A 19,638-nucleotide genomic window follows, 5' to 3' on the forward strand; every position below is an offset into this window, starting at 1 on the left:
ATAGGGACGATTGAATTCGCGGTTCCACCCTACTTCTGAGTCACCCCAGCAGCTTAATTAAGTTCTAAAAAGCTCCGAAAGCGCCAATTATCACAGCTTTTGACCATTTCCCACCAACATGGTCTCACTAAAAAAAACTTGTCATAATCTTCTCTCATCAACACTTAACTATTCAGTTCTTCATCATCATAGCCGACCCATTCGTATTTGTCAATCATCGGCTGACCGTGGTTTGAGCGGTTGATACCAACTTCCCATCTGGTCAATAAACTTTTTAGATTTCAACCGCAGACCGACTGAATTTTGATAAATCTCATCCAAAATCCGTCTTAACTCAGCCGCTGTCGTTGGTTTAACTTTAATCGACTTAACTTTGGCTAAATCTAACACCGAAAATTGCCGCAGATAAAAAATAGCTGCTGGACTAGCATGTAACCGATGTGGATCTAAATGCCAATGTTGCTGACATAATAATCCACCATAACTTTCCGAGTAATCCAATGGTAAATCTTGACGGCCACAAACCGTGCACCACCGTAACTCGGGCGCAACCCCAAAAGCACCTAATAATTGAACCTCAACCACATTAGCAACTAAGGCCGGTGCAATCTCTTGGTCAATCAGTTGTAGAGCACTCGTTAGTTGTTGATACCAACGTCCTACCGGTTGATTATCTGGGTAAGCCACATCAATTAGGTTCATCACATATGTCGCATAAGCATTAAGTGCAATGTCTTGACTAATCTGTTCAAAATATTGAACTGACCGAACACTATTAATATAGGATAAACTTTGATCCCGTAAATCACCGACATACTCGCCCATTGTAAACGGCAATAACTCCGCGGCCATTTTAAAGCCCCGGCGCCGAGCCCCGCGAATGAAGAACATTTTTTTGCCATACTCCGCAGTTAAAAACTTAATTAACATATCGCGTTCCCGATAATCACGCCGATATAATAGAATACCATTAAAATTGGTAATCATTTGTTGGGCCATTTAATCACCTAACGTTTCTAATAATCATCTTGCCGGTAACCATAGCTTGCTAATAAGTTTTCCCGGTCTTTCCAATTTTCTTGCACCTTAACCCATAATTCCAAGTAGACTTTATCACCTAACAAGTTCTCAATATCACGCCGAGCCATCGACCCGATTCGTTTAAGCATACTTCCGCCCTTACCGATGATAATCCCTTTTTGCGAAGAACGTTCAATAATAATTGTCGCTTGAATATGAATTTTTTCTTCATCTTGGCGCTTAATGGATTCAATCACCACGGCCGTTGAATGAGGAACTTCCTGCCGTGTTAATTCCAAAACCTTTTCCCGAATCAATTCCGAAATAATGAAACGTTCGGGATGATCAGTCACTTGATCAGCAGGATAATATTGTGGTCCAACTGGCAACTTTTGTTTAAGCGTTGCAACCAATTCATTCACATTATTGCCTTCCAAAGCGGAAATTGGATAAACGTCAGCCCACTCTAACGCATCTTTATATTGGTCCATAATTTCCAATAAACGATCTGGATGAATTTGATCAATCTTATTAATCACCAAATAAATCGGTTTTTTAACCGTCTTTAACCGATCAATAATAAAATTATCGCCCGCACCCCGACGTTCATCAGCATTAATCATAAATAAAACCGCATCAACTTCACCTAAAGTTGACAATGCTGACTTAACCATGAAATCACCTAAACGACTTTGTGGCTTATGAATTCCGGGTGTATCAATAAACACCATCTGGGTATCATCGGTTGTATAAATGCCTTGAATCCGGTTACGCGTCGTTTGAGCTTTATCTGACATAATTGCAACCTTTTGACCAACAACCCGGTTTAATAAAGTTGATTTACCAACGTTAGGTCGGCCGATAATTGCGACGAACCCTGAGTGAAACTCTGTTTTGTCCATATTATTGTAATCCCTTTCTACCACCAAGTTAGCACTAATTGCCAAACTTTTGGTATAAACAAAATTAAGCCGACTAATACTGCAAACGCCGCAGCAAACACGACGGCACCGGCCGCAATATCCTTCACCTTTTTGGCTAACGGATGATAATGCGGGCCCGTGACTAAATCACAAATATTTTCAGCAATTGTATTATTAATCTCACATAACATCACTAAGAAGATGGCTAGACACAGCCAGAGCCATTGATTAACTGACAGCCCAAAATACCATCCCGCAATGATTGCCACCGCTCCTAAGACCAGATGAGTCTGCATGTTACGCTCTTCGCGAACCACCGTCGTTAAGCCAGTCCAAGCATGCCGCCAAGACTGCCAAAAAGAATGATTCTTCCCAACTTGCGGGCGCTGTGGCTTATTTTGCGAGGCCATAGTCATCTAAAATCTCCCGTTGTAATTGAAACATGGCTTTTTCGTCAGCTGGTTGTAAGTGATCATAGCCATTTAAATGCAAAAAGCCATGCACCACCAAATAACCTAGTTCCCGTGCACGAGAATGCTGTAGAAATACAGCTTGTTCATCAACCTTATCAACTGAAATCATAATATCACCCAAGTTCAATGGCATCGCCGCGGCCATTTCTGGGTCCATAATAATCGTCTCATCGTCATCATGCATTGCAAAACTAATCACATCCGTGGGGCGATCAACGCCACGATACGTTTCATTAATTTTTTGAATATCAGCGTTATTCATCAATGTCACGGAAACTTCCGTATCATCGCGTAATTTTAAGCGTTTGCCGGCTAATGCAATTAATTCGCGGATTAATTGCAAATCTGCCGCGGCAGCACCAGCAGTCGTTTGGTCATATAATTCTAAATCCATGATTTCCTCCGTTTAGCGTTGTGTCGCATCATCGTAAGCCGTGATAATCTTGGCAACCACCGGATTACGAACCACGTCATCCGCCGTAAACGTCACAAACGTAATATTGCTAATGTTGCTTAAAATTTGTTCCGCTTGAATTAAACCACTGGCCGTATGCCGTGGTAGGTCAATCTGTGACACATCGCCATTAACAATCATCTTAGCGCCAAAGCCTAACCGGGTTAAAAACATCTTCATCTGTGCATTAGTCGTATTTTGAGCTTCATCCAAAATAACAAAAGCACGATCAAGGGTTCGACCACGCATATAAGCCAACGGCGCAATCTCAATCACACCCCGATCCATTAACCGCTGCGTATGTTCCGCACCATAAATGTCATAGAGCGCATCATAAATTGGCCGTAAATATGGATCAACCTTTTCTTTGAGGTCACCAGGTAAGAATCCCAGACTCTCACCAGCCTCAACCGCCGGACGGGTTAAAATGATTTTCTCGACTTCACCGCGCTTTAAAGCTGCAATTGCCATTACAACAGCTAAATAAGTCTTCCCAGTCCCAGCAGGTCCAATGCCAAACGTAATATCACTCTGCTTGACCGCTTGCACATATTGGCGCTGACCAAGATTTTTAACCCGGACGGGACGTCCTCGATTATCTTTAATCAAGGTTTCAGCATATAAGTCTTTAAAGTAATCTAAAGTCCCGCGATTAACCATCTTAATGGCATTAATCACATCGGGAGCCCCAATCTGAATACCTTGTTTCATTAAACTCGTTAAATTTTCTAAAACAGCTTGCGCATTACGAACAGCACCTTCGTCATCACCGCTAATTGTCATCTGATCACCGAAGACGTGCAAACTGACATGTAGCCCGTCTTCCAACATTGCTAAATGCTGATCTTCTGGGCCCAGTAACGCTACTGATTGTGCTGGGTCAGCGATTAGAAATTTTTGTTCATATTTTGAGTTTTCAGTCAAAAACATGGACCCCTTTATTAACAGATTTAATTCTCATCATCGGGCACACTAAAACAGTTTACCTGTACTTATTTAAGTGTACTTTTGTGAACTAATCATAGCATAAAAGCCTAACCGCTACCAGCTTAGCGGTTTTGGGGCAATAAAAAAAGTCAGGGAACGAATTCCCTGACTTAACCGTTAATTCAATAATGATTTAACTGTTTGATTGATAAGCTTGCCATCTGCTTGACCTTTAAGTTTTGGCATTACTGCACCCATTACTTTACCAAAGTCACCTTTACCGGTAGCTCCGATTTGTTCAATCGTAGTCGCAACAATTTGTTTGACTTCATCGTCAGATAATTGCTTTGGCATATACTTTTCAACAATCGTAATTTCGGCTTTAACCCCATCAACTAAATCTTGCCGACCAGCGTTTTCGAATTCACTTAATGATTCACGACGTTGCTTCAACTCACGTGAAATCACGCTTGTTGCTTCATCTGCCGTTAACTCATGCCCAGCATTAATCTTTTCATTCACTAATGCGGATTTAAGCATCCGTAAAACACTAAGGCTTTGCTTATCGCGTGCCTTCATTGCAGCTTTAAGATCACCATTGAGTGTTTCTGCTAAACTCATTGGGTACCCTCCTCGACTCAAGTGTTTCAATTAAATCGAATTACTTGAAACGACGACGGTTCTTACGCTTACGAGCTGCTTCAGATTTTAACTTCTTCTTCACACTTGGTTTTTCGTAAAATTCCCGTTTACGGTATTCTTGTAAAGTACCACTTTTTGAAACGTTACGTTTGAAGCGACGAAGAGCATCATCAAGAGATTCGTTTTTACGAACGACTGTTTTTGCCATATGAAATTCCCTCCCTCCGAGCTTAAAAAGTAACTGTCAAATTATGCATACTTACATAATACAACTGTTCTAGTAAATTATACATAAATAGAAAAACGGCGTCAACAAAAGTTTAAAAATAAATAAAAATAATCTGATTATTTTAACCAAATTGAAATGATAAATCGTTTTCATAACCGCGGTGCTATGCTACACTGAAGACATTATTGATACTGAAATGGGGTTTTGACAATGCAAGAAATAAAAATATTTATTTTATCTGATTCAGTGGGTGCCACTGCTCATGCCGTCGCTCAAGCTGCCGCTGCCCAATTTTCAAACGTTGAGATTAACTACCAGCGTTTTCCATTCGTACGGACAACATCACTGTTAAATACAGTCTTAGCACAAGCTTTAAAGGATCATGCCGTTATTTTCCATACGTTCGTGGATCGCCAGCTTAGTAAAAGTGTGAATGCTTTTTGTCAGGAAAATCACTTGCCTTACTATGATGTAATCACCCCGGCCTTAGATACGTTCTCCGAAGTGACCCATTTACAACCGGCCAATCATCCTGGTACAGTCCACGCTCTAAATGATAACTATTTTGACCGAATTAATGCGATTGAGTTTGCCGTGACCTATGATGACGGTAAGAATCCTACTGGCTTTTTAAGTGCGGATGTTGTTTTACTAGGCGTATCCCGAACTTCTAAAACACCATTATCGCTATACCTGGCTAACCAAAACTTAAAAGTTGCTAATTTACCATTGGTTCCTAAAGCCCAAATTCCAGATGAAATCTGGCAAGTCGATCCTAAAAAGATTTTTGGTCTCACTAACGATCCCGAACAGCTGAACACCATTCGTCGGCAACGTATGGTGCAATACGGCTTAAATCCAGATACCATGTATTCGAATACCGATAAAATCAAAGAAGAATTGGCTTACGCCGATAAGATTTTCAAAAAGGCCGGTTGTCTCGTAATTAACGTAGCCAACAAATCCATTGAGGAAACTGCGACTCTGATTACAGAAAGTCTCGGTTATAACGAAGCTAACCAATAACAAAGCGCGAGCTTAGGATAAAATCTAAGCTCGCTTTTTTGTGACCATCTAAGCTTGCTGTTCAATCGTTGCCAACAGGTCCGCATTAAATTGACCTGCTTTAAGCATTGCAATCTCATATTTATAAGGTGCCAGTTGGTGTTTTTTATCTGGTCCAACATAGGGGGTTTCTAAGATTTTACTAATTGCGGTTAATTGTGGATGATGGGCAATCTGGTTCAATGTTTCAAAGCCAATCGTCCCTAAACCGAGGTTAGCATGGCGATCTTTATGTGAGCCTTGTGGATTTTTAGAATCATTCAAGTGAATGACCTGTAACCGGTCTAACCCAATCACATGGTCGAATTCATTTAAAACCCCATCAAAATCAGTTTTAATCGCATAACCCGCATCACTCGTATGACAAGTATCAAATGTCACCGACAGCTTTTCATTATAAGTAACCCCATCAATGATGGCCGCCAGTTCTTCAAAAGTTCGTCCAATTTCGGTCCCTTTCCCTGCCATCGTCTCAATGGCAATGTGAATTGTTTGTTCCGGTCGAATCACTGCATTCAACCCCTTAATAATCTGGGCGATTGCTGCCGGGGCCCCCGCACCGACGTGAGCCCCAGGATGCAACGTTAATTGAGTTGCACCAACGGCTTCAGCACGTTCAATCTCATGGTATAAAAAATCAGTGGCAAACTCAAAATATCCCGGCTTCTTGGTATTACCAAGATTAACGATGTACGGCGCATGCACCACGATTTGTTGTAAATCATGGGCCCGCATAACAGCTTGACCGGCTGGAATATTCAAATCTGCAATGGGCTTGCGACGCGTATTTTGTGGCGCCCCAGTATAAATCATAAACGTATTGGCCCCGTAACTAACAGCCTCATTGGCAGAACCCAGTAACATGTCTGGCGCTTTCATTGAAACGTGTGAGCCTAATCTAAGCATTTTTTACACCTAACCTTTTTTAGTTTTTAACCATAAAAGGGCCCGAGACAATTGTCCCAGGCCCTTTTGTAAGCAAGTCCTTTAATGGCATGGATTTGGATGACCTGTCATCAAATTATCGTTTAAATCATGTCCACAAAGCGTGAACGGAACTTATAATGTAAATGTGAACCGACTAGTAGTACAACTAAGATAAAGCCCCAGAAAATGAGCGTTAACAATGGTCGATCCCAGATATAGTTGCCGCTACCTTGATTAAACATTGATTGGCGGAACCCTGAGATAATGTACCAGAACGGATTCAATTCAAGAATCCGGACAAACGGCGCTGGAAAGCCCGTTGTTTGGAAATTAAATAACACACCTGATAGATAAAATAACATCCGCATAATGGATTGTAACAAAATCTGCCAATCCCGAATCAGCACAGAAACCGTCGAGTTAAAGACACTCAAAGCAAACATTAGTGCCATCATCGCAATAAAGTAATAAATCCATTGCAACCAAGCAATTGAAGGGTAAATGCCATTAAAGAAGCCTAACCCAATTGAGAACACTAACATCGTCCAAAATGCGTTCAAGTTACCAACAATTCGAATTGAAGGTAACACGGAAACTGGAAATTTCATTTTTGATACCATGTTAACCCGTTGATAGATACTCTTAGAACCATCCAAGATTGCTCGGTTCATGAAGAACCACGGGGTAATCCCAATAACCATCCACATTAAGTATGAGACGCCATCCAGATCACTGCCCTTTTTAAACCCACCACTAAAGACAATCCAATAAATAGCAATTTGAATTAACGGATATAAATATTCCCAAGCTAATCCCAGATAATGGCTTTGATAACTGGCTTGATCTTCATAATTAGAAATCCGCCAAATAATTCCCCAATTCTGGAATTGCTCTTTAATAATTGATACGACCTCTTTCAAGGCACTGACACTCCCTATCTGTACTGTTTATTTTTTATAAAAATAGGCTAACGTTCGTGCAGTTGCTTGCCCATCATTATGCGTGTTCCACAATTGATTGAAAGCCTGCACAGGTTGCCGTTTAGCTGGCGCTGCTAAGACACGATTCAGTTCGGCCATCGTTTGAACTAACGGCCCTGGGGCCCACTGTTCAAAATCAGGTTGTAAGCCCACGGCCTGCTGAAAGTTTTGCCAGTCAAAAACATAGAATACCATTTTTTGACAATTTGGCAAGAGCGCATAGTCAAAAATAACGGATGAATAATCACTAATTAACGTCTCAGTGATGGTTAACAATTCATCAGTACTAAAGTCCGGCACTAGCATAATTAGCCCTGGATACTGCTTTAACAAAGCTTCCGCTTGCGCCGCCAAGTGCGGATGTAACTTAACAATCAACACTTGCCTAGCCGTTAACTGTAATTCCCCAAAATCAGCTGGTAAGTCAAAGGTGACCCCGGCTCGATAAGTAGGGGCATACAAAAGCACTTCGCGGTCATGTAATTGCGGATAACGCGCATAAATCGCCGCCCGAGTTTGTTGCACCCAAGTCGGCTGACGATAGCGGTCCGAGCGTGGATACCCCAGCACTCGCATCCGTTCACGTGGAACATGATAACTCGTCGCAAACACCGCACCCATCTTATCGGCCCCAACCACATAGTCGGTCAACTGATTATAAACTTTTTGAAAGCGATGCTGATCAGCGATTGAACGTTGCGCCGTTTGCGGGTCGCCCCAACCAAACGCCTTAACCGCCCCCCCAGCGTGCCACAATTGAATGAGCCGTTGCCCTTTAGTGCGTGTTAACCCAGCGGTAAACGCAAAATAATTGTCACAATACACATCCACGGCCTGAGTAATCACGGGAATTCCGGTTAATACAAAGTGCAACGAATCTTGAAATGGCTGAATTGCCACCCCTTGAGCAGCTAATTTTTCAGCGCCTACCGTAGCTGACGGTAAGTAATACACCGTTAAGCGTCCGGGGACGCGTTGTGCCAGTGCCATGATAAACTCGAGATTATCCGCAAAACTCATCAAATAAATAATCCGTTGTGAGCGTTTGAAATGGGCTAACCACGAAACCAACGTGAGTAGCCACAAATAGCCCATCTTTTTCAAGCTAGTCACCCTTTCGCAGCTAAACTACCTTCATCTAGCCCGTTATTAAGCACTATTTATCAGTTTAGCATATTTAAAAAATCCAAGTATGCCATTCTTATAAAATAAGATAATTTTAATAAACAAATAGTTGCTGATAACCACTCATTTTTTCAAGTGCAGTTAACTAAAAACAGCCATCAATCACAATTGACAGCTGCCTAAATCGTTACGGCTCAGGCTCATAAAAATGGCCCAAAATTTTAACTGTATCTGAAATACTGACAAAGGCATGGGGATCAGACTCCGCCATTGCGGCAGTAAGTTCCGACATTTCATACCGGGTAATTACCGTAAACAAGATTGTCTTGTCATCGTGACGATAGGCACCTTCAGCATTATGCACGATAGTCACCCCGCGACGAATCCGATTCTGAACACTATCAATTACCGTTTTCGGGCGACTGGTAATGATCATCACTTGCATCTTTTGTTGGCGCGTATACGTCATATCAATGACTCGGCCATTAACCAATAAGCCTAAAGCAGAATAAAAAGCATAAGGCCACCCATAGATGAACCCTGCCGCAATAACAATGAGTGAGTTAAACGCCATATTAATAGTCCCGATACTACGGCCCGTTTTGCGCCGTAAGACGATCCCAATAATATCTAAGCCCCCCGTTGAAATTCCATTTCTCAATGACATCCCAGTCCCAAATCCGTTAACTGCGCCCCCAAAAATCGCACAAATAATTGGATCATGGGTCAAACTTTCTGGCGCCACAACTTTAATCATAATACTTGAAAGTGCGACGGCTAAGAAAGTAAAAATCGTAAACCGGTGGCCGATTGAGCGCCACGCAATGATAAACATTGGCACGTTCAATAGGAACAATAGTAACGCTGTTGAAAATTGCACGGGCAAGAACTTCGTCATCAAACTATTAATTAATTGCGCTAACCCAGTAATCCCAGAAGAATAAATGTGTCCCGGTGTCCAAAAGAAATTCATCGCGACGGACACTAAAATCGCGTAAATAAATGCCGTTGAGGCCTTCGTCACATCACGGTGCCGCCGAGTCAACTGCTGAAAATCATTCATGGCTGAAAATGCTCCTTTATATGTTGTCTTCGTTATTTTAACATTACTAAACTGCGACAAACAGGGCTATGCACTTTTCTACCGAAAGTCTCACGGTTCTCAGCAAATTCACAGGCTATCAATCGACTTTTGGCGCTTGTTGCCAATGGTCCGCAATAAAGTCCGCACGACCACCCGCTTCTTGAGCTGCAAAAACTACTGGATTATTCGCATAAAACCGTTGATGTTGTGCTTCAGCTGGATAAAATGGTTGAACGGCTTCAATCTTAGTCACAATGGGCTTGTCAAACTGTTCCGCGGCTTGCAACCGTTGCTTCGACACCGTAGCCAGCTGTCGTTGTTGCTCACTATTGACAAAAATCACTGGCCGATAATTATCACCACGATCTTGAAACTGTCCCATAGCATCCGTCGGGTCCGTTTGTCGCCAATAAATATCAACTAACGTTGCGTAGGTAATTTGGGCCGAATCAAAGGTAATCTTAACTGCTTCGGTATGACCAGTTTGATGTGATTTTACTTGTTCATATGTTGGATTAACAGTATGACCACCTGTATACCCCGAAACAACACTGATAATTCCGGGCTGATGATCAAACGGTTGAACCATGCACCAAAAACACCCACCAGCAAAAATTGCAGTTTCATTGCTCATTAAAATCACTCCAATTAAATTTTAATATAAATTTAACACTAACTAAAAAGAACGTCCAGTTATTCACCGGACGTTCTCGCTTAAAATTAAGCTTTATCAGTTGGTTTAGTTACAAATAAGGCCAAATCCTGTAATTGTCGTTCAGAAACTTCAGCTGGCGCATTGGTCATTGGTTCGGAAGCCTTGGAATTCTTTGGGAACGCAATCACTTCACGAATGTTATCGTTACCGGACAGCAACATTGCGAACCGGTCTAACCCGATTGCTAAGCCGCCATGCGGTGGAAAGCCCATATCTAAGGCATCTAATAAGAATCCAAATTGTTCTTGTGCCCGTTCTGGCGTAAAGTTCAACGCTTTGAACATCTTTTCTTGCAAGTCGCGGGTATGAATCCGGATTGAGCCGCCCCCTAATTCATAACCATTCAAGACGATATCATAAGATTGTGCATGCGCTTGATGGGGATCTTCACCCTCATTTAGGTAATGCACATCTTCTTCATTCGGCATCGTGAATGGATGATGCGCAGGAACCCAGCGTTCAATCCCTTCATCATATTCGAACAAAGGCCAGTCAACGACCCAGAGGTACGCAAACTTGCTATCATCAATCAGTCCTTGTTCTTTCGCAATCGCTTTCCGCAAGTAACCTAAGGTATCTGAAACGATCTTAAAGCTGTCCGCTGCAAATAAGAGTAAATCGCCAGGCTTAGCATCAGCCGCCGTCGTAATGGCTTCAAAGTCATCTTTAAAGAACTTCGCAACGGGACCACTAAAGCTGTCGTCGGTTACTTTCATCCAGGCTAAGCCCTTAGCACCAAACCGTTCGACATAACTCGTATAAGCATCAATGGCTTTGCGTGAATACTGGTCAGCGCCACCAGGAACCGCAATCGCTTTAACACAACCACCATTTTCGAGGGCACCAGTAAAGACTTTAAAATCACTATTAGCGACTACTTTGGACATATCCTTTAGTTCCATGCCAAAACGCACATCTGGCTTGTCAGAACCAAACCGGTCCATTGCTGATTGCCAAGTAATCCGATCAAAAGGCGTTTTGATTTCAATGCCTTTAACGTCGTGCATCACCTTTTTAATCAAGCCTTCAGTATAACTTTGAATTTCTTCCGCCGTTAAGAATGAAGTTTCCATATCAATTTGGGTAAATTCTGGTTGCCGATCGCCCCGTAAATCTTCATCACGGAAACAACGCGCGATTTGATAGTACCGGTCAAAGCCAGCCCCCATCAATAATTGCTTAAATAATTGTGGTGATTGTGGTAACGCATAGAAATGGCCTTGATAAACTCGTGAAGGGACCAAGTAATCCCGCGCACCTTCCGGCGTTGATTTCGTCAAGAAAGGCGTTTCAATGTCATAAAAGTCATTAGCATCAAAATAGCTGTGAACGGCACGCGTAATCCCATTACGAATCTTTAAGCCCCGTTGCATTTCTGGCCGACGTAAGTCCAAATACCGGTATTTCAATCGTAATTCATCCGATACATTGATGTCATCTTGAATATAAAATGGTGGTGTCTTAGCTTGGTTTAAAATTTTAGCCGTTTGAATTTCGACTTCCACTTTACCCGTCTTCATCCGTGGATTAATGGCAGCATCACTACGACTAACGACCTTACCTTGAACTTCAATCACGTATTCATTCCGTAATTGATCAGCAATCGCTAATGCGTCCGTTGAAAATTCTTGGCTAAATACCAATTGAACGATGCCTTCACGATCCCGTAAATCAATGAAGATTAAGCCGCCTAAATCCCGACGTTTTTGTACCCAGCCTTGTAAGGTTACTTCTTGGCCTAAAAATTCTTCATTAACTAAACCAGCATAAGTTGTTCGTTTCATTAAAATAGGACCTCCTTAATTATTGTGCAGTTAAAACTTGTTTCACATTGGCGTAAATGTCAGCCATGCTAACTTGGGTTTCAATTCCGGTCGCCATGGCTTTTACATTCACAACGCCCGCTTCAATTTCACTCTCACCGACAGTCATGGTATAACGGGCATGCAAGCGATCAGCACTCTTAAATTGCGCTTTAGGTTTACGATCCAAGTAATCCCGTTCGGCAGTTAAACCGGCACCTCGGACCGCTTGAACCAACTTCAAAGTCGTGGCACTAGCAGTATCACCAATCCCAACGACATATACATCTAACCCATCATCGGTTGGAAAAGCACTCTGCTCAGCATCCATTAACACTAATAGCCGTTCAACTCCGAGGCCAAAACCAACCCCCGACGTTTCTGGGCCACCAAGTTCTTTGACTAACCCATTGTAGCGTCCACCGGCACAAATCGTGGTGTAGCCTTGACCCAATGCTTTTGAATTCGTCATGATTTCAAAAATAGTATGGTTATAGTAATCTAACCCACGAACCATTGTTGCATCAATTTCAAAAGGAATCTCCAGCGCCGTTAAAAACTGCTGGGCTTGTTCAAAGTGATTCTTCGCAGTCGGCGTTAAATAATCTAAAATTGAGGGTGCAGCAGCAACAAACTTTTGGTCTTCAGGGGCTTTACTATCAAGCACCCGGAGTGGATTTTTGTGTAGCCGAGCCTTAGAGTCATCACTCAACTCTTCAAAATGAGGTTCCAAATAATCAATTAGTGCTTGCCGATAAGCATCACGTGTCGCTTGATCACCTAAGGTATTAATCACCAGTTTCAAGTCATTTAAGCCGAATTGCTTCAATAGGTTAAAGCCCATGGCAATGACTTCGACATCTAAAGCTGCACTTTCACTCCCAAAAGCCTCCACCCCAAGTTGATGGAACTCACGGAGCCGACCAGATTGTGGCCGTTCATAACGATACATTGGTCCCATGTAATAAACCTTGTAAGGCTTCAAAATTTGCGGCCCGTATAATTTATTTTCGACAAAGGCCCGAACTACCCCGGCAGTTCCTTCTGGCCGTAAGGTAATGTGACGATCTCCTTTATCATGAAAGTCATACATTTCCTTAGTCACAATATCCGAAGTATCTCCCGCTGAACGTGAGAAAACTTCAAAATTTTCAAAAATTGGGGTCCGAATTTCTTTGAACTGGTAAGTCTTAAACACTTGTCGGGCCGTTGCTTCGACATATTGCCACTTTTCACTATCGCCGGGCAAAATATCGGCCGTCCCTTTAGGCCGTTGATATCTCATTTTATTTTCCTCCTTCAGTAAATCGACAAAAAAAGCGCCCTTGATTGTTTATCCAAGGGCGCTTTTATGCGCGGTACCACCTTTATGAGCACTAACTGATAACGTCTGTTCAACACAGGCGGAACTTTACGTTCACCTCAAAAGTGTCTCCTCATTAGGATGCTTTCCGGAATTCTCAGCACTACCGGTCTCTGGTTAAAGCGTTGCCTGATGCTCTGGCTTTCTCTGCGGTCGATTTATTAACTTACGATTAAAGTTACACGAAATACTAGCAAAAGTCAACTATTGCCATTAAAATTATCCGGAATAATCCGTTACAAGGTGTCCTTTTTTGGTATACTACTTTGGTACTTAAAAAACAGTCATTATTTAACTAGTTGGTGAAACTCATGCAAGTATTAAAACGCTTTTGGCGTCAAATTACCGTCACACTAATTTTTATTGGTTTAGTAGCAGGCTTTACCTTCCTGCTCGCTACGCACAATACCGCCGTTGTTAATATCGCCAATGTTAACATCCGGCAAGGGCCTGGAATGAGCTATGCCGTCACAGACGCAACAACCAAAGGCACAAAGGTTCACATCGTGCGGCGTAAAAACAATTGGTTGTATGTGCGCTATGCGGACCATAAATTTGGTTGGATTGCGAGTTGGCTCGTTAATGAAAATAACAGTCAACTCACCAGAACGACTAAGATTTCTGAGGCCACTATCGTGATTGATCCCGGCCATGGCGGCTCCGATTCCGGGGCCCTATCCAGTAAAGGTAAAATGGAAAAGACCTATACGCTACGTGTGGCTAAAGTCGTGGCAAAACGGTTACGCGCTGCTGGTGCCCACGTTGTCTTAACACGAAATACTGATAAATGGGTCAGTCTGAATGATCGGCCCGCAGTCGCCAATAAATTACACGCCGATGCATTTATCAGCTTCCATTTTGACAGCACCGCCGAAAAAAATCAGGCCTCCGGTATTACCACCTATTACTATCACAAGTCGACTTCATTAGGCCTAGCTAAAGCCTTAAGTAGCGATGTGGACGCCCTGCCTATTAGAAATAAAGGAACTGACTTTGGTGACTTCTTAGTCATTCGGGATAATCAAGTTCCAGCAGTGTTAATGGAACTCGGTTATATCAATGATAAATCTGATTTTAAAACCATCAGCTCTAAGAAATACCCAAATGAAGTAGCCCACGCCGTTTACGCCGGTTTATCGACCTACTTTGCCAATCAATAAGCACTACAGTAAAAGCCCAGTTACCGCCGCATCTTTGCCGGTAACTGGGCTTTTACTATGTCGCTGACCCTACTTAATCCAAGGTAATAAAGCCGGCAGCTGATCGACCTGCAGTTCTGGATGACTAGTTACCGTAATCAGGTGATCGATATCAAATAAATAACCGGCAATCTTAGCATTATGTCCGGCATCAATATCTAAATTGCGGTCACCAACCATCACCGCCTGCGAGCGATCCACTTGATACTTCGTTAACAAATAGTTTAGTGCAGCCGGATCTGGTTTGCGTGGAAAAGGTTGGGCTGCCGTGACAAAATCAGTAAAATAAGTGGTCAGTTGGGTCTGGTCTAAATAAGTTAATGCACTTGCCCCACGATGTGTCATCAAATAATTATGACCGCCAACCGCTTGAACTTTTGCTAAAACCGCCTCAGCGCCAGCAAATGCATTCGGCGCGACTTGTAAGGTCGGTTCGATTTGCTGATAACCAGACCTAATCGCGTGCCAATCCCAGCCATAGCGCTCAGCAATCGTCCGTTCCGCCATGCCAACCGAGTGTTGGCGCATCAGTTGATAGGTCTCATCAGCACCTACTTGCCCCCCTAGTACTCGCACAGCTTGCTGAAAAGCTGCTACCATTGCTGGATAGGTGTTCAATAAGGTCCCATCTAAATCCCAAATAAATTCATGCATCGTCTATAGTCTCCTTTAACCTGTTTAGTGCTCACAAAAACGTGGGCCCCAATCGGTAATCACTCACCTTGGTCCCACGTTGTTAACCTTATTTATTTTCAGTATCGTAACAAATGGTCACGGGACCATCATTCACAAGTGTGACTTGCATATCAGCACCAAATTCACCGGTCGCAACCTTAAGACCGGTTGCTGCCAGTTGTTCATTAAATGTATGATACAACTGATTAGCCATAACCGGGTTACCTGCAGCAGTAAAGCTAGGCCGATTGCCATGCTGCGTCTCCGCATAGAGGGTAAATTGTGAAATCGATAAAATAGCCCCGCCAACTTGCTGGATATTTAAATTCATTTTACCTTGCGCATCACTAAAAACACGTAAATTTAAGATCTTATGCGTTAAATAATCCAATTCTGGTTGACCATCACCATCACGAAAACCGACGAGTAACACATAACCCGCTTGAATAGCCCCATGAACTTGACCAGCAATCGTCACCTGGGCTTCTTGAACTCGTTGTAAGACAACTCGCACACGCTTAAACCTCCTAAAATAGCTTCCGTTCAACAACGTACACATCTTGGATATTCTTAAGGCTCTCAATAATACGTTGCAAATGTGCCAAGTTGCGAACACCCAACGAAACGCTAACAATCACCATCTTGTTATGATCAACCTTCCCATTAACGTTCGTCAAAAACTTCGTATTATTGTTGACCACTTTGAGCACGTCATTCAACAGCCCATTCCGGTTATAACCTTGAATTTCTAAATCAGAATTGTAGTTCGTCCGATCGCCTTCTGGATCTTCCCAAGCCACTTCAATCAACCGCTCACCTTGAGACTCAGCGCTCTTGACATTAGGACAGTCTATCCGGTGCACCGAGACACCACGACCTTTAGTGATATACCCCACGATTTCATCGCCAGGAATTGGTGAGCAACAATGGCTCAATCGCACTAAGAGATTATCAACGCCTTGGATAATGACCCCACCAGATGACGACACCTTTTTGCGTTTATCATCTTGTTTGTCCTTATCCTCATGTTGATCTTTAGCCTTTTTCTTGGGTGTCGCCTCATGATGCTCTTCCAGAATCGCTCGTTCGCGTTCCCGCTGGCGATCAGCTTCACGTTGCTTCCGCACATCACTCGTTAACCGATTAGCAATCCCCACCGGCTGAATATCGCCAAACCCTAAGGCCGCATACAAATCGTCATCACTTGCATAATGCATCTTTTTAGCGACTGCTTCAACCTTTTCTTTGGTCATAACCGTTTTGGGGTTAAAATCAAAATCACGTAATTGACGATCTAGCAAGTCACGACCGGTACCGATATTGCCTTCCCGATCCGCATTACGGAAAAACTGTTTGATCTTATTACGTGCCCGTCGCGTATAGACTAATTTCTGCCAATCCCGACTAGGTCCGGTTGAACTTGTTGACGTTAAGATATCAACAATGTCTCCATTTTTAATCTGATAATCTAATGGCACGATTTTGCCATTGACTTTAGCACCGGTTGTATGATTGCCAACTTCAGTATGAATAGAGTAAGCCATATCCAGTGGGCCAGCGCCTTTAGGTAATTCCGTGACATCGCCCTTCGGGGTAAAAGCATAGACGCGGTCACTAAACAAATCGCCTTTTACGCCTTCCATAAAGTCAGCCGCGTCTTTACTTTCATCTTGTAATTCGATAATTTCCTTAACTAAGTTTAATTTATTACCAGAACGTGTCGTCTGAACTTGATCACGCACACCTTCTTTGTAGGCCCAGTGAGCTGCAACCCCATATTCAGCTACTCGATGCATCTCATAAGTGCGGATTTGAATCTCTAATGGCTTGCCTTCAGGACCAACAACGGTCGTGTGCAAAGATTGATACATATTAGCCTTAGGCATAGCAATATAATCCTTAAATCGCCCAGGCATCGGTTTCCATTGCGTATGAATCGCACCTAAAACGGCATAACAGTCTTTAATCGAGTCAACCACTACCCGGATAGCGAGCAAATCATAGAGTTGACTGAACTGCTTATGCTTATCACGCATTTTTTTGTAAATAGAATAAATGTGCTTTGGCCGCCCATAAATCTCCGCATCCGGTAAATTAAGATCGTGCAAAGCTTGATGAATATCTTGAATGGCAATTTCAATATACTTTTCACGGTCTTCACGTCGCGAATTCATCAAATGAACAATCCGGTAGTATTGTTGCGGATTTAAATAGTGAAGTGAAATATCTTCCAGTTCCCATTTAATCGTGCTAATCCCTAACCGGTCTGCAATTGGCGCATAAATTTCCAACGTTTCATTGGCAATTCGACGTTGCTTATCCGGACGCAAATGCTGTAAGGTTCGCATATTATGTAACCGATCCGCTAACTTCACAATCATCACGCGAATGTCTTTTGACATCGCTAACAACAGCTTACGATGATTTTCAGCTAATTGTTCCTTGTTGGATTTATAACGAATCTTGCCCAACTTCGTCACACCATCGACAATGACGGCCACGTCTTTACCGAAGACTTCTTCAACGTCACCCAGGGTTACGCCAGTATCTTCAACCACATCATGCAAAAACCCAGATGCCACTGTTTCCGGATCCATTTTAAGATCTGCCAGAATACCGGCGACCTGAATCGGATGCATAATATAAGGTTCACCAGATTGCCGCGACTGATTTTTATGCACATACGTTGCAAAGTCACAGGCCCGTTTGACCAACGCGACATGTTCCGCATTCATATATTTTTGAACCGCGTCAAGCACATCTTGCGCAGTCCAAGTAGGTTGTTTAGACATTCTATCACCACGATTTCAAAAGATTCAAATTTTATAAAAAGACACGTTAGCTTGTCACCACGTGTCTTGTCGCTCACTTATCACATTTATTAACTACCGTGGGCGACTCATACCGTAACCCAAATACGAAATCCCCAAGTCCACTAAAGCCAAGTAATAAACGTACGAGGGGAAAAATAAATATAGACCCAGCAAACAAAACACTGGCAATAGCCAAACTAGCCAACCGGTTCGTGCCGTTCGTCGAATCTGCCAACCAATAATGGCGGCAACTAAAAAGTCAAAAACAAATAACAGCCATACGATTTGATGAAAACGGCTAACGCTTAATAACTTTAATAGCCATGGCAACCCGATGCCAACGATAATCGCAACTAACCAATATTGACCACTAAATTCACGAAATTTTTCCGTCAAACTAATCCCTCGCTTACGATAAATTGCTTACTAATTATAATAATTCATTGTACACCATCAACTAGCAAATTACACTAATTCCTGCCAAAAAGAAACCGCGCTAAGAAGGTACATTGGCGCTGTTTCAGCCCGCATTATCCGCGGGCCTAATCCCGCCGCAACAACGCCCACCGTTGCCAAATCGGCCACTTCGGTCGTTGTTAACCCACCTTCAGGACCAAAAATAGCTAATAAACGCTGTTTATCCTGTAATTTGGTCAACATTTTTACTAACTGGCCCCGTTCACCTTGCTTCGCTGATTCTTCCCAGGCAACAATCCCCGCATCATGTGGTACTTGGGCGACCAACGTCGTTAAATTAGACTGATAGCTCACTGTTGGCACAACCGTCCGATGGGATTGTTCCGCTGCCGATTGTGCAATTTTTGCTAACCGCGCAAGTTTGCGTTCGCGTTTATTAGGTGCCCATTTAGCCACGGCATATTGACTATCAAAGAAAACAAAGTTAGCCGCCCCTAGCTCAGTTCCCCGTTGCACGATTTGTTCCGTTTTATCTCCCTTGGAAACCCCACAAGCAATCGTCACACTAAGGGCCAGTTCCACTTGTGGCATGGTGACGGTAATAACCTCAACTTGGGCTGCTTCAGCTGTAACCGCAGCGAGCTGCCCGATAACGACTTGCTGGCTGGGGGTCACGAATTCAGCTTGGTCGCCTACTTGAGCCCGCATGACTTTAAGCCAATGATGAACTGGATCACCGGTTAAGGCAAATTGACTGCCAACTTGCGTTGCAATTGCCGTTGTCAAAAAATAACGTTGCATGGTC

General features: G+C 42.9%; 21 protein-coding genes. 2 read left to right on the top strand and 19 right to left on the bottom strand.

Translation table 11 applies throughout. The annotated features are described in order from the left end of the window. Positions 1–210: 210 nt before the first annotated feature. The 7 genes from recO to rpsU all read right to left on the bottom strand — a co-directional run bounded on the left by recO (position 211) and on the right by rpsU (position 4,647). The gene (gene recO / locus C5Z25_RS01100) at positions 211–987 is read right to left on the bottom strand and encodes a DNA repair protein RecO (RefSeq protein ID WP_105452816.1); all 777 of its coding nucleotides are present in this window, start codon (positions 985–987) and stop codon (positions 211–213) included. Between the two features lie 29 nt (positions 988–1,016). Next, complete coding sequence (gene era / locus C5Z25_RS01105) at positions 1,017–1,922, bottom strand: GTPase Era (protein ID WP_105450897.1); 906 nt, start codon at positions 1,920–1,922, stop codon at positions 1,017–1,019. Between the two features lie 17 nt (positions 1,923–1,939). Further along, positions 1,940–2,353, bottom strand: coding sequence for a diacylglycerol kinase family protein (locus C5Z25_RS01110; protein ID WP_105452817.1), 414 nt, complete (start codon positions 2,351–2,353; stop codon positions 1,940–1,942). Continuing rightward, positions 2,337–2,810, bottom strand: a complete 474-nt coding sequence (ybeY, locus tag C5Z25_RS01115) for an rRNA maturation RNase YbeY (protein ID WP_105450899.1) — start codon at positions 2,808–2,810, stop codon at positions 2,337–2,339. Before ybeY ends, C5Z25_RS01110 begins: the two co-directional genes overlap by 17 nt. Before the next feature lie 12 nt (positions 2,811–2,822). Further along, on the bottom strand, positions 2,823–3,800 hold the full coding sequence (locus C5Z25_RS01120) for a PhoH family protein (protein ID WP_105450901.1): 978 nt from the start codon (positions 3,798–3,800) through the stop codon (positions 2,823–2,825). 174 nt (positions 3,801–3,974) lie between these two features. After that, positions 3,975–4,418, bottom strand: a complete 444-nt coding sequence (locus tag C5Z25_RS01125) for a GatB/YqeY domain-containing protein (RefSeq protein WP_105450903.1) — start codon at positions 4,416–4,418, stop codon at positions 3,975–3,977. 40 nt (positions 4,419–4,458) lie between these two features. Further along, positions 4,459–4,647, bottom strand: coding sequence for a 30S ribosomal protein S21 (gene rpsU, locus C5Z25_RS01130; protein ID WP_105448502.1), 189 nt, complete (start codon positions 4,645–4,647; stop codon positions 4,459–4,461). Positions 4,648–4,878: 231 nt separating this feature from the next. On the opposite strand from rpsU, the gene C5Z25_RS01135 reads away from it, so the two are divergent. Beyond that, complete coding sequence (locus tag C5Z25_RS01135) at positions 4,879–5,694, top strand: pyruvate, water dikinase regulatory protein (protein ID WP_105450905.1); 816 nt, start codon at positions 4,879–4,881, stop codon at positions 5,692–5,694. A 48-nt stretch (positions 5,695–5,742) separates the two neighbouring features. On the opposite strand, the gene C5Z25_RS01140 is transcribed toward C5Z25_RS01135, so the two are convergent. From C5Z25_RS01140 to hisS, 7 genes are all read right to left on the bottom strand, one after another. Continuing rightward, complete coding sequence (locus C5Z25_RS01140) at positions 5,743–6,639, bottom strand: deoxyribonuclease IV (RefSeq protein ID WP_105450907.1); 897 nt, start codon at positions 6,637–6,639, stop codon at positions 5,743–5,745. Positions 6,640–6,761: 122 nt separating this feature from the next. After that, positions 6,762–7,580 (bottom strand): ABC transporter permease, encoded by an 819-nt coding sequence (locus C5Z25_RS01145; protein WP_105450909.1) that lies wholly within the window; start codon positions 7,578–7,580, stop codon positions 6,762–6,764. 27 nt (positions 7,581–7,607) lie between these two features. Further along, on the bottom strand, positions 7,608–8,735 hold the full coding sequence (locus tag C5Z25_RS01150) for a CDP-glycerol glycerophosphotransferase family protein (protein ID WP_234002790.1): 1,128 nt from the start codon (positions 8,733–8,735) through the stop codon (positions 7,608–7,610). 217 nt (positions 8,736–8,952) lie between these two features. Next, positions 8,953–9,828 carry a YitT family protein gene (locus tag C5Z25_RS01155; protein ID WP_105450914.1) on the bottom strand — a complete coding sequence of 292 codons (876 nt, stop codon included), beginning with the start codon at positions 9,826–9,828 and terminating at the stop codon, positions 8,953–8,955. 118 nt (positions 9,829–9,946) lie between these two features. Further along, entirely contained in the window at positions 9,947–10,483 is a 537-nt protein-coding gene (gene msrA / locus C5Z25_RS01160; protein WP_105450918.1) for a peptide-methionine (S)-S-oxide reductase MsrA, read from the bottom strand. A gap of 86 nt (positions 10,484–10,569) precedes the next feature. Next, positions 10,570–12,348: an aspartate--tRNA ligase gene (gene aspS, locus C5Z25_RS01165; RefSeq protein WP_105450921.1), complete on the bottom strand. Its 1,779-nt coding sequence runs from the start codon at positions 12,346–12,348 to the stop codon at positions 10,570–10,572. A 19-nt stretch (positions 12,349–12,367) separates the two neighbouring features. After that, positions 12,368–13,651, bottom strand: a complete 1,284-nt coding sequence (gene hisS, locus C5Z25_RS01170; RefSeq protein WP_105450923.1) for a histidine--tRNA ligase — start codon at positions 13,649–13,651, stop codon at positions 12,368–12,370. A gap of 389 nt (positions 13,652–14,040) precedes the next feature. On the opposite strand from hisS, the gene C5Z25_RS01175 reads away from it, so the two are divergent. Next, a complete protein-coding gene (locus C5Z25_RS01175; RefSeq protein WP_105450926.1) occupies positions 14,041–14,889 on the top strand; it encodes an N-acetylmuramoyl-L-alanine amidase family protein in 849 nt (282 codons plus the stop codon). Between the two features lie 69 nt (positions 14,890–14,958). On the opposite strand, the gene C5Z25_RS01180 is transcribed toward C5Z25_RS01175, so the two are convergent. From C5Z25_RS01180 to C5Z25_RS01200, 5 genes are all read right to left on the bottom strand, one after another. Further along, positions 14,959–15,582: an HAD family hydrolase gene (locus C5Z25_RS01180; RefSeq protein WP_105450929.1), complete on the bottom strand. Its 624-nt coding sequence runs from the start codon at positions 15,580–15,582 to the stop codon at positions 14,959–14,961. An 88-nt stretch (positions 15,583–15,670) separates the two neighbouring features. Continuing rightward, entirely contained in the window at positions 15,671–16,117 is a 447-nt protein-coding gene (gene dtd, locus C5Z25_RS01185) for a D-aminoacyl-tRNA deacylase (RefSeq protein WP_105450931.1), read from the bottom strand. A gap of 13 nt (positions 16,118–16,130) precedes the next feature. Further along, positions 16,131–18,395: a RelA/SpoT family protein gene (locus tag C5Z25_RS01190; RefSeq protein WP_105450932.1), complete on the bottom strand. Its 2,265-nt coding sequence runs from the start codon at positions 18,393–18,395 to the stop codon at positions 16,131–16,133. A gap of 93 nt (positions 18,396–18,488) precedes the next feature. Then, a complete protein-coding gene (locus C5Z25_RS01195; RefSeq protein ID WP_105450934.1) occupies positions 18,489–18,812 on the bottom strand; it encodes a hypothetical protein in 324 nt (107 codons plus the stop codon). Positions 18,813–18,881: 69 nt separating this feature from the next. Beyond that, positions 18,882–19,634 (bottom strand): 16S rRNA (uracil(1498)-N(3))-methyltransferase, encoded by a 753-nt coding sequence (locus C5Z25_RS01200; RefSeq protein ID WP_105450936.1) that lies wholly within the window; start codon positions 19,632–19,634, stop codon positions 18,882–18,884. Between the last annotated feature and the right edge of the window lie 4 nt (positions 19,635–19,638).

The sequence above is a fragment of the Lactobacillus sp. CBA3605 genome, from assembly GCF_002970915.1.
In the GTDB taxonomy this organism is placed as follows: Bacteria; Bacillota; Bacilli; order Lactobacillales; family Lactobacillaceae; genus Lactiplantibacillus.